Here is a 10,907-nt window from a genome sequence, read left to right on the forward strand (position 1 = left end):
TGATTCCGGAAGAGAATCGTTCCCCGGTGGGGCGCCAGGACTTCAACTCCTGTAGGGGCTGCCAGCGGTCCCTGGTGGGTTCGACTCCCACTCTCTTCCGCCATGACGAGGACGACTACCGGGTGGCAGCCGCTACGGTGATGTCGAGGGGCGTTTTCGGCGTCTCCTGTCACGGCATGGCTCGTAGATTCTCGGGCGTTTCGATGTCAAATGGCGGCGCCAAAAAGAAATTCCATTTTTATTGATCCGTCAGATGGTTATAACTGGCTGATTAAGATCACTTAAGTTTTGTCATTAGCAAAAGTGATGCATGGATTACGAGAAGTCCCTTGGATAAGTGCGCTCAGAGGTCCACTCTGAACATGCTCACTTAGCCAAGAGGCAACAGCCGCGAAGGACCGCGGGGGTGAGCTCTCTCGATTGATCTCTCCGGTCGATCGTTCCGTTTTGATCGGCCCTCTCCCACCGCACTTCGCGATCCTGATCGACACGGCTCGATGCCGAGTCTCAACCCTTCGCGAGAACAGCATGCAAGGCTCTTTAATTGGCATCGTGGTCGCGCTGGTCGTCTGGACGACCACGCAGGAATGGGGATGGGGTATCGGTGCCGGTATCGCCGTCGGTATCGCCTGGGACCTGTGGCGCCAGCACCCCGGCAGGCGGTCGCGAGACGCCGACGACGATGATAGTGGTCGCTAGGCGCACGACACTTCGTCTTGTACGGCCGCCCCCCGTTCACGGTGGCTTCGCCCGTCATGATTTCTGCTGCAGCCCCTCCAGCAGCGCCGCCATATCGTCGGCGTGCTCTTCCTCCTGCGCCAGAATATCTTCCATGACACGCCGCGAGGTCGGATCCTTGTCGCCCAGGTAGGTGATGATCTCACGATAGCTGTCGATCGCGATGCGCTCGGCGATCAGATCTTCCTTGATCATCTCCTCGAGGGTTTCGCCTTCGTTGTATTCCGAGTGCGAGCGGCTGAGCAGTCCTTCCGGCGAGAAGTTCGGGGCACCGCCCAATTGGGTGATGCGTTCGGCCAGCTGGTCGGCGTGCTGCTGCTCTTCCTGGGCGTGTTCCAGAAACTCGTCCTTGGCAATGCTCGAACTGAGGCCATCGGCCATGTAGTAGTGGCGCTTGTAGCGCAGCACGCAGACGATTTCGGTCGCGAGCGCCTCGTTGAGAATCTGGATTACGGCTTCGCGATCGGCGGCGTAGCCCTCCGTGACGGCACCATTCTCGATATGTCGGCGGGCCCGTTCGCGAATCGTCTGGATATCGGTCAGAAACGTCTGTTCGCTCATGCGATCTCCTCCCTGATGGATCGGCGTGCGGTGCCCGCACGCCATAAAGGCAGCGTATACCCAACGCTTCTCAACGTAGTCGATCCGCGGATTTTTCCCCAGCCGTGACGCCGAGCCGGTGTAATACAATAGCGCCGAGGGTGTGGGCTACCATGCAGGCAGACTTTCAGGCGGGAGACAGGTATGCCGTCCCACGATCACGCGGCACACGGCGCTGACCACCATGGCCACCAGCACGGCCATGATCACGACCACGACCACGACCACGACCACGACCACGACCACGACCATGTCCCGACGGTGACAGCGGATAGTGCGCGGCGGGTGAAGTTGGCCATGCTGCTGACGGCCGGTTTCATGGTTGCCGAAATCGTCGGTGGGCTGGTGTCGGGTTCGCTGGCGCTGCTTGCCGATGCCGGTCATATGTTCAGTGACAGTTTTTCACTCGGGCTCGCACTGTTCGCTTTCATCATGGGCGATAAGGCGCCGGACAAGCTGAGAACCTTCGGCTATCAGCGTTTTCAGGTCCTGGCTGCTTTCGTCAATGGCCTGACGCTGCTGGCGATCGCGGTCTGGATCTTCGTGGCGGCGATCCAGCGTTTCATGCAGCCGGTGACGGTGCTGGCGGGGCCGATGATGGTGATTGCCGTGCTGGGCCTGGTGATCAACATCATCGTGTTCAAGATTCTGCACGGTGGCGACCAGGAGAACCTCAATCTGCGTGGCGCACTGCTGCACGTCATGGGCGATCTGCTCGGATCGGTGGCGGCGATCGTCGCTTCCGTGGTGATCCTGCTGACCGGCTGGACACCGATCGACCCGCTACTGTCGATGCTGGCTGCCGCGCTGATCCTGCGGGCCGCCTGGAAGATCCTGCGGCGCTCCACGCATACCTTGCTCGAGGGGACGCCCGACGGTATCGACAGCGCCCGCCTTCGCGAGGCCCTGCTCGAGGTCGAGGGCGTAAGTGACCTGCATGACATGCACTTGTGGGGGCTGACGCCGCAGGAGCCACTGCTCAGCGTGCATCTGGTGATCGAGCGCGCGGATCTGCACGACATGGTGATCGAACGCGCCTATGCGCTGCTCAAGTCACGCTTTCATATCCAGCATGCCACGCTGCAGGTCGAGACGCGCGCCTGCCTGACTGGGGGCGATTGTCATCATGGTATGACGCTTCACCCTTGATCAGCCGGGGGAATCGTCGAGTACAAGACGAGCCCATGACTGGCATTCATGGTGGAGGCGGAAAGTTTCATTGGCCGCAGACAAGAGGAATCGGCAGAATTCCCGTTCAGACGTCGTCAATTCATCACCGGCAGTCGTTCCCGGGATGTCGGGCGGACGCAGGATCGCCGCCGCTGCGCGGCGGTCGGCCGGCAACGAGCCTGTCGCGAGCCACCAACAAGAGAGTCCACGTATGAGCACGCAACCGCCCCTCGGCATCAGTTTCGAATTCTTCCCGCCCAACACCGAGGCCGGCCGGGAGAAGCTCGATGGGGTCCGTGATGCGCTGGCGGCGCGGGATCCGCGTTTCTTCTCCGTGACCTACGGCGCCGGCGGCTCCACCCAGGCGCGGACCTTCGACACCGTGAAAGCGGTACGTCGTAGCGGCGTGAGAACGGCCCCCCATCTTTCCTGCGTAGGTAGTGACAAGAGCGTGCTGCGCGAACTGCTGCAGCGCTATCGCGAGGATGGAGTCGATAGCCTGGTGGCCCTGCGCGGGGATCTTCCCTCGGGGATGGGCGGTGCCGGCGAGCTGCGCTACGCCAATGAGCTGGTCGAGTTCATCCGTGAGGAGACCGGCGATCACTTCAAGATCGCGGTGGCCGCCTATCCGGAAGCGCATCCGCAGGCGCCGAGCCTGGAGCGTGACCTCGAGAACTTCGCACGCAAGGCACGCGCGGGCGCGGATATCGCGATCACCCAGTATTTTTTTACGGCGGACGCCTATTTTTACTTCGTCGAGCGAATCCGCGCGATGGGCATCGAGACACCAGTCATTCCCGGTATCATGCCGATTTCCAACTACACCAAGCTGGCGCGTTTTTCGGACGCCTGCGGCGCGGATATTCCGCGCTGGATCCGCAAGCAGTTGGAAGCCTACGGCGACGACAGCGAGAGCATCCAGGCCTTTGGCACCGAGGTGATCTCGCGTCTCTGCCAGCGACTGCTGGAGGGCGGTGCCCCCGGGCTGCATTTCTATACGCTCAACCAGTCGGCGCCGGCGCTGCGCATACTCGATAATCTGCGCTGAGCGTTCGCATCCTTCGCTGGCGGTGACTACGTTGAGGTAACGACGTTGAATAGCGTCACTCACGGCAAGGAGAAGATCATGCAACGCACAGGATTGATCGGCGTCGGGGCTGGGCTCTTGCTGGCGCTGGTGGGTACCGCCGCAGCCGAGACGACGGTCGAGATGCAGGCGCTGAGTTCGGATGGCACCGGCGATAGCTTGGGCACGGTGAGCGCGGAAGACACCGACCATGGCCTGCTGCTGACGCCGGATCTCGCCGGACTCGAGGCCGGGCTTCACGGCTTCCATCTGCACACCAACCCCAGCTGCGACCCGAGCGAGAGCGATGGCGACGTGACGCCGGGCGGCGCTGCTGGCGGTCATTTCGACCCTGAAGAGACCGGTACCCACCAGGGTCCGTATCGCGATGATGGCCATCTCGGTGATCTGCCGGCGCTGACGGCCGATAGCGAAGGCTACGTGAGCACGCCGGTGCTCGCACCTCGTCTCACCGAGGCGGATCTGGCGGGGCATGCGCTGATCGTGCACGCGGGCGGTGACAACTATTCCGACGAGCCGAAGCTCGGCGGTGGCGGTGCTCGCGAGGCCTGCGGGATCATCGAGAGCGACTGAGGGGGAGCGGCGACTTGGCCTTGTCGTTCGTTTCACCGGTCGTTCATTGGATAGACGGCCCCGCCGTGGCGGGGCCGTTTGCGTGAGGGCCTCGGGAATCTTGGAATACTCTCTGTAAGCTGTTGTTTTTTATCTGCCGGACGCCTCATAATCTGGCCATTTATCCAGTAATGGGGCGCGTGCGCCGGTGGCTAACTTTCGAACGCATTTCGGCGTGGCGGGAATCGGTGGCGTGCTGGTCGGCCAGGCCGGTTGGCATGCCTCGCTGTGGAATGGCTGGCAGGCGCTCGCGGTAGCGGCGATGGTCGCGTTCGGTGGGATTCTGCCGGATATCGACGCCGACCATTCTCATGCCATTCGACTGATCTTTCATCTTCTCGCCATCGTGGCGGTGGTGCTGGCGGTGCTGGTGCTGCAGCAGCGCGTGACGCCGGCCATGCTGTTCGCGGCCTGCGGTGCCATTTATCTCGCCATGCGCTATCTGGCGGGCGCGATCTTCGCCCGTTTCACGGTCCATCGCGGTCTCTGGCACTCACTGCTGGCAGCGGCGATCAGCGGGCTCTGCACGGCGGCAGTCAGCTTCTCGCTGCTGGGGCAGCCCGAGCGTCTGGCCTGGTTGCATGGGCTGTCTCTGACGCTGGGCTTCCTGATCCACCTGGCGCTCGATGAGCTTTATAGCGTCGATTTGACCGGGGCACGGCTGAAGCGCTCGTTCGGTACCGCGCTCAAACCGTTCGATTGGAACGCGCCGGGTAGTGCATTGATGCTGCTGCTGACGTCCGCTCATCTGTTGAGCTGGCTGCCGCCGCTGGACGCCCTGCGCGAGCTGCTCGTGCAGGGGCTGTCGCTCTGGCCTTAGGGCGAGCGTCTGAAGATGCGTCAGCCCGATTGCCGCGCTGACCGCGGAGACGGTGGGCGAGGGGAGCGCAAGGGGAACTCAGGAATCGCGGGGCGGACCCGGATCGAGAATGCGCACCGGCGTGATCTCCTGCGCCGCCGGCGATTGACGCTCTCGCGGCTGGTTGACCCGAGTGGCCAGCTCCTGCGGCGAGTCGTCATCGATCGGTAGCTGTTCGAAGAAATCGCAGCTGACACAATCGCGGTAGCGAATACCGTTCTGCTCCCAGCTACGCACGCGGTCCATGGCCGCGCAGCGCGGGCAGATGGTGCCGGCGATGAAGCGCTTCGGCGTATGAGTCATGTCGTGCCTCGTATCATGGCATCTCTCTGCAGTTGCCGAGCGGGCCTTGTGGCCCGCTCGAGCCGATCGGGTGGCAGGGGTCAGGCGGCGTCTTTCGGTTCGATGCCGGAGTGACGCAGCAGCGGTTCGATGCTGGGTTCGCGCCCGCGGAAAGCGGCGAACAGATCGGCGGCTTCGCGGGAGCCGCCGCGCTCGAGGATCTCCTCGCGGAAACGTTGCCCCGTTTCCGGGTCAAAGATGCCCGCTTCCTCGAAGGCGCTGTAGGCGTCGGCGGACAGCACCTCGGCCCACTTGTAGCTGTAGTAGCCTGCCGCGTAGCCGCCGGCGAAGATATGCGCGAAGCCGTTCTGGAAGCGGTTGAAGGGCACGGTCGGGACGACCGAGACCTTGGCGCGCACGTCATCGAGCAGCGCCTGCACGTCGGCGGCACTCGGTGCCTCGAGTTCGTGATGCAGGCGGAAGTCGAACAGCGAGAATTCGAGCTGGCGGACCATCTGCATGGCGGACTGGAAATTGCGCGCGGCCTGCAGCTTGTCGAGGAGATCGTCGGGGAGCTTCTCGCCGGTATCGACGTGGCCCGCGATCAGATCCAGACCGTCGCGTTCCCAGCAGAAGTTTTCCATGAACTGGCTAGGCAGCTCGACGGCGTCCCAGGCCACGCCACTGATACCGGACACGTCGGCGACGGTCTGGCGCGTCAGCATATGATGCAGACCGTGGCCGAACTCGTGGAACAGCGTCAGCACCTCGTCGTGGGTCAGCAGTGCCGGCTTGCCCCCGACCGGCGGCGTGAAGTTGCAGGTCAGATAGGCCACCGGCAGCTGTAGCTCGCCGTTCTCGCGCTCGCGGCGGGTGCGGCAGACATCCATCCAGGCACCGCCGCGCTTGCCTTCGCGAGCGTAAAGGTCGAGATAGAAGCCGGCGATCGGCTTATCGCCGTCGAGGACGTCGAAGTAGCGCACGTCGGCGTGGTAGCGCGGCGCTTCCGGGTTCTCCGCCATGGTGACGCCGTAGAGCTTGCGGGTGACCTTGAACAGACCTTCGACCGCGCGGGTAGCCGGGAAGTAGGGGCGCAACTGCTCCTGCGAAATGTCATAGCGTGCCTGACGCAGCTTCTCGCTGACGAAGCCGATATCCCACGGCTGTAGATCGCTCATGCCGAGGCTCTCGCGGGCAAACGCTTCCAGCTCGTTGAACTCCTGCTGCGCCTGAGGGTGAGCACGCGTCGCGAGATCTTCGAGAAAACCGAGGACCTGGTTCGGCGAGTCGGCCATCTTGGTGGCAAGCGAGTAGTCGGCGTAGGTGTCGAAGCCGAGCAGCTGGGCGAGCTCGTGGCGCAGCTTGAGCGTCTCTTCGATGACGGGCGCGTTATCGTTCTCGCCGGCCGTGGGGCCCTGGTCGGAGGCGCGGGTGACATACGCGGTATACACTTCGCGGCGTAGCTCGCGATCCTCGGCAAAGGTCATCACGGGCAGGAAACTGGGGACGTCGAGGGTGAGGCGATAGCCGGATTCGTTCTTGGCGTCGGCATTCGCCTTGAGCGTTTCCCTGGCGCTCTCGGGCAGGCCGGTCAACTGGGTATCGTCGTCGAGCGACTTGTGCCACGCCTGAGTGGCGTCGAGCAACTGGTTGGAGAAAGTGTTACCGAGCTCCGATAGGCGCGCCTGGATCTCGCCGTAGCGGCGTTTCTTGTCGTCGGGCAGGTCGACACCGGCCAGGCGGAAGTTGCGCAGGGTGTTGTCGACCGCCTTGCGCTGGCCCTCATCGAGGCTGGCGAAGTCGTCGCTGTGACGCAGGCGCTCGAATGCCTCGAACAGTGCGGTGTTCTGGCCTACCCAGGTGCTGTATTCGGAAAGCATGCCGAGACACTGTTGATAGGCTTCGCGCAGCGCCTCGTTGTTCATCGTCGAATTGAGATGCGACACGGGGGACCAGGCTTGGGAGAGACGGTCGTCGAGCTCTTCGAGCGGTGCGGCGAGCGTCTCCCAGGTAACCGTCTGCTGCTGTGCCAGCGCGTCGGTGGCCTGCCGATTGTCGGCGATGATCTGCTCGATGGCCGGAACCACGTGCTCTGGGCGAATGGCCTCGAAGGGCGGCAGGGTGTGATGCGCTAGCAACGGATTGTTCGACATGGTCACCTCGAAGGGATGGATCAATGCCATTCTACATGGGGGGGCACGCCGGTGCTTTCAATGCGCCGCCGCGTTGGCCGGCGCACAGCGCCCTGATAGGCTCGTCGCAAACCGGTGCGGGCGTCGTGACCTGGCTGGCAACCTCGGAGAAGGAGATCCGAAGACGATGAGCGAAACCCTGGAGCGCTGGCAGTCCCGTCGGGCCTTTATTCTGGCGGTGACCGGCGCCGCCGTCGGGCTGGGCAATATCTGGCGTTTCCCCTACATGACGGGAGAAAACGGCGGTTCGGCATTCCTGTTGCTCTACATCGTCTTTGTGCTGCTGCTGGGCCTGCCGATGATGATGGCGGAGATCATGGTCGGCCGTGCCGGTCGTCGAGGACCCATGCAGGCGCTGGCGTATCTCGCCGGCGAGGCGGAAGTCAGCCCGGCATGGCGCTGGCTGGGGCTGTTCGGGGCCATCACCGTGTTTTTCATCCTGTCCTTCTATTCCGTGGTCTCCGGCTGGTCGATCGAGTATCTGGTCGAGTCGCTCAGTGGCGGTTTTGTCGATCGAACGCCGGCGGAGATCGGCACGGCGTTCGATGCCTTCCTGGCGGATCCACCGCGCATGATCTTCAACCACACGCTGTTCATGCTGCTGACCATGTCAGTGGTGGCCGCCGGGATCGCCAACGGCATCGAGAAGCTCAACAATGTGATGATGCCGCTGCTTTACCTGATTCTGCTGGTGCTGGGCGGCTATGCGTTCACCACCACTGGGTTCGGCGACGCGATGCGCTGGCTGTTCACGCCGAATCCCGCGGCGATCACCTGGAGTGTGGTGCTCAATGCCATGGGCCATGCCTTCTTCACGCTGGCCGTCGGTGCCTGCGCACTGATGGCCTACGGTGCCTACATGCCGGAGGAGCAGAGCCTGCCGCGGGCGGTGTTCTCGGTCGCGCTGCTGGATATCGCAGTGGCGTTGCTCTCCGGCATCGCGATCTTCTCGGTGGTGTTCTCTCACGGGCTCGACCCCGGCGAGGGGCCGGGGCTGATGTTCGTGACACTACCGGTGGCCTTCAGCGAATTGCCGGGCGGACAGCTGTGGCTGGCAGCCTTCTTCGTGTTGCTGCTGGTGGCGACCTGGACGTCTTCGATCAACCTGGCCGAGCCGATGGTCTCGATGTTGGTGGATGCCGGTCTGCGCCGCGGGACGGCGGCGATTCTGGTCGGCGCCTTGGTGTGGGGTGTCGGTCTGCTGTCGGTGCTGTCATTCTCGACGCTTGCCGATGTCCACTGGATCGGCGAGATGAATTTCTTCGCGCTGGTCTCGACGGTGCCGCCCGACCTGTTCCTGCCGGTCGGCGGTCTGCTGATCGCCATCTTTGCCGTCTGGCGCATGCCGCAGCCCCTGGCGCGGCAGGCCTTGGGTATCTCGCTGCCGCTGTTCCGGCTGTGGCGCTGGCTGGTGCGCTATATCTCGATACCGATGGCCGTGATCGTGTTGGTTTCCGGCCTGCTGTAACGCGACGGTATCTGGCAGAGCAAACCGTCGTATGAGTGTTTCTAGAGTCAAGCGAGTGTTCCTAGAGTCGACCGAGTATTCATAGAGGAGGCATCAAGATGACGATACGACCTTTTCAAGGCGTGACCCCGAGTCTGGGTGAGCGCGTCTTCGTCGACGACTCGAGTGTGGTGCTGGGCGATGTGGCACTGGGGGATGACTGTTCCGTCTGGCCGATGGCGGCGATCCGTGGCGATGTCCACCGCATTCGTATCGGGGCGCGGACCAGTGTCCAGGATGGCTGCGTACTGCACTGCACGCATGCCAGCGACTACAACCCGGGAGGCTTCCCGTTGACGATCGGCGAGGAAGTGACCATCGGTCACCAGGCAACGCTGCACGGCTGTACCGTCGGCAACCGGGTGCTGGTCGGCATGGGGGCTATCGTGCTCGATGGGGCGGTCGTCGAGGATGAAGTGATCATTGCCGCCGGGGCGCTCGTGCCACCAGGCAAGACACTGGCCAGTGGTTATGTCTATGCCGGCAGTCCGGCAAAGCCGTTGCGTGAGCTCAAAGCGGAAGAGCGGACATTCTTTCACTACTCGGCCAGCAACTACGTCAAGCTGAAGGATCAGCACCTGGCGGGTACATGAGGCTAACGGCGTTGGTCGCCTGGCGTCGCGTCAACGCCGGCCCTGAGGATCACCCAGCAGTAGTGAGCGACGTTCGGCGCGCTGGACGCGAGACTCGGTTCGCTGCATCTCCACCAGGCCGACCTTGACGTAGTGCAGATGCGCATGCGCGCAGCGGCGCGCGTCCTCCGCCCGACCCTCCAGAATCGCCTCGAGCAGGGCGCGGTGCTGATCCATCAGGGTGGCCCGCGCCTGATCTCGTTCGAACAGGTGGGCCAGGTTGGCGACAATGCTCTTCTCCAAGAGATGGAACAGGCCGCGGATCGTGTGCAGCATGAGCACGTTGTGAGCGGTCTCGGCAATCGCGAGATGAAAGGCGGCGTCCGCTTTCGCTTCGCGCAGGGGATCGCTCTGCTGCTCGGGATCGCTATAGCTGGCATCGAGTGCCTCGAAGCGTCGCTGCAGCAGCTCCTTGTCCGCCGGTGTGGCGCGCATCGCCGCGTGATAGGCGGTAATGCCTTCCATGGCGTCGCGAAACTCCAGCACATCCAGATGAAACTCGTCATGTCGCGACAGCATCTCGAGCATGGGGTCGGTGTAGGTCTCCTCGAGTCGCTCGCTGACGTAGGTGCCGCCGCCCTGTCGGCTCGTCAGCAGTCCGCGCGCCGTCAGCTGCTGAATCGCCTCGCGTAGCGAGGGGCGGGAAACGCCGAAGCGTTCGGCCAGTTCGCGCTCGGCCGGCAGTCGATGTCCCGGCTTGAGACTTCCCTCGAGAATCATCCCCTCCAGCCGTTCGGTAATGGTGTCGGCCAGGCGACGGGGCTTCACGGATGTGTACATGCACGCGCCCTCCCGGAGGCGGTGGACCGGTTCGACCGATTATGTCGGCGGTATAAGGGCCTGACCAGCGGCTGGCGCGCCTGGCAGCGGTAGGTTGGTCTAAAGTCTGTGTCGAATCATGCCACCTCAGTTACTGATGTCGCGGTCGTCTGTTCAGTGTGTCGCGGTGCCGACGGGGGCCGCTTAAGGAAGGAGATCAAGTTGGAGCGGGGAATGTAGGGAAGTGCCGAGAGGGAAGTCGCAAGTAGGACAAGAGGGCGAAGCCCCGCATGGCGCAGGCTAGAGGGTAGCCGTAAGCCCCCGCCGATTTCGCCCGGCAACTTTTTGGCAAACAGGCCTTGCCAACACGGCGTTGGGTCCGTAAAGTACGCATCCGCTGACGACGAGACAGGGTTTCGACGGCAGTGAAGAAGAAAGCCAAGCGTTTGATTTTATTGAATAAATCACT

The 10,907-nt window shown here is 63.1% G+C and carries 11 protein-coding genes and 1 tRNA gene; 8 read left to right on the forward strand and 4 right to left on the reverse strand.

Annotated elements, in window-relative coordinates:
* The first annotated feature begins 7 nt into the window (after window positions 1-7).
* A tRNA-Sec gene (locus MC381_RS03550) sits at window positions 8-103 on the forward strand.
* A gap of 425 nt (window positions 104-528) precedes the next feature.
* Window positions 529-699: a hypothetical protein gene (locus MC381_RS03555; protein WP_251976341.1), complete on the forward strand. Its 171-nt coding sequence runs from the start codon at window positions 529-531 to the stop codon at window positions 697-699.
* Between the two features lie 54 nt (window positions 700-753).
* Here the strand turns inward: MC381_RS03555 and MC381_RS03560 are convergent, their stop codons facing one another.
* The gene (locus MC381_RS03560) at window positions 754-1,299 is read right to left on the reverse strand and encodes a ferritin-like domain-containing protein (protein WP_251976342.1); all 546 of its coding nucleotides are present in this window, start codon (window positions 1,297-1,299) and stop codon (window positions 754-756) included.
* Between the two features lie 183 nt (window positions 1,300-1,482).
* Here MC381_RS03560 and MC381_RS03565 point away from each other — a divergent pair, with 183 nt between their 5' ends.
* The 4 genes from MC381_RS03565 to MC381_RS03580 all read left to right on the forward strand — a co-directional run bounded on the left by MC381_RS03565 (window position 1,483) and on the right by MC381_RS03580 (window position 5,027).
* Window positions 1,483-2,487: a cation diffusion facilitator family transporter gene (locus tag MC381_RS03565; RefSeq protein WP_251976343.1), complete on the forward strand. Its 1,005-nt coding sequence runs from the start codon at window positions 1,483-1,485 to the stop codon at window positions 2,485-2,487.
* 232 nt (window positions 2,488-2,719) lie between these two features.
* Window positions 2,720-3,556: a methylenetetrahydrofolate reductase [NAD(P)H] gene (gene metF / locus MC381_RS03570; protein WP_251976344.1), complete on the forward strand. Its 837-nt coding sequence runs from the start codon at window positions 2,720-2,722 to the stop codon at window positions 3,554-3,556.
* A 78-nt stretch (window positions 3,557-3,634) separates the two neighbouring features.
* A complete protein-coding gene (gene sodC / locus MC381_RS03575) occupies window positions 3,635-4,168 on the forward strand; it encodes a superoxide dismutase [Cu-Zn] SodC (RefSeq protein WP_251976345.1) in 534 nt (177 codons plus the stop codon).
* A 187-nt stretch (window positions 4,169-4,355) separates the two neighbouring features.
* On the forward strand, window positions 4,356-5,027 hold the full coding sequence (locus MC381_RS03580; protein ID WP_251976346.1) for a metal-dependent hydrolase: 672 nt from the start codon (window positions 4,356-4,358) through the stop codon (window positions 5,025-5,027).
* Window positions 5,028-5,105: 78 nt separating this feature from the next.
* On the opposite strand, the gene MC381_RS03585 is transcribed toward MC381_RS03580, so the two are convergent.
* Both MC381_RS03585 and prlC read right to left on the reverse strand, forming a co-directional pair.
* A complete protein-coding gene (locus MC381_RS03585; RefSeq protein WP_251976347.1) occupies window positions 5,106-5,369 on the reverse strand; it encodes a YheV family putative zinc ribbon protein in 264 nt (87 codons plus the stop codon).
* 80 nt (window positions 5,370-5,449) lie between these two features.
* The gene (gene prlC, locus MC381_RS03590) at window positions 5,450-7,501 is read right to left on the reverse strand and encodes an oligopeptidase A (RefSeq protein WP_251976348.1); all 2,052 of its coding nucleotides are present in this window, start codon (window positions 7,499-7,501) and stop codon (window positions 5,450-5,452) included.
* A gap of 166 nt (window positions 7,502-7,667) precedes the next feature.
* On the opposite strand from prlC, the gene MC381_RS03595 reads away from it, so the two are divergent.
* Window positions 7,668-9,008, forward strand: coding sequence for a sodium-dependent transporter (locus tag MC381_RS03595; RefSeq protein ID WP_251976349.1), 1,341 nt, complete (start codon window positions 7,668-7,670; stop codon window positions 9,006-9,008).
* 98 nt (window positions 9,009-9,106) lie between these two features.
* Window positions 9,107-9,640, forward strand: a complete 534-nt coding sequence (locus MC381_RS03600; RefSeq protein ID WP_251976350.1) for a gamma carbonic anhydrase family protein — start codon at window positions 9,107-9,109, stop codon at window positions 9,638-9,640.
* Window positions 9,641-9,670: 30 nt separating this feature from the next.
* Here MC381_RS03600 and MC381_RS03605 read toward each other — a convergent pair whose 3' ends face one another.
* Window positions 9,671-10,459, reverse strand: coding sequence for a GntR family transcriptional regulator (locus MC381_RS03605; RefSeq protein WP_251976351.1), 789 nt, complete (start codon window positions 10,457-10,459; stop codon window positions 9,671-9,673).
* Between the last annotated feature and the right edge of the window lie 448 nt (window positions 10,460-10,907).

The sequence above is a fragment of the Salinicola avicenniae genome, from assembly GCF_023736115.1.
GTDB classification, from domain to species: Bacteria; Pseudomonadota; Gammaproteobacteria; order Pseudomonadales; family Halomonadaceae; genus Salinicola; species Salinicola avicenniae.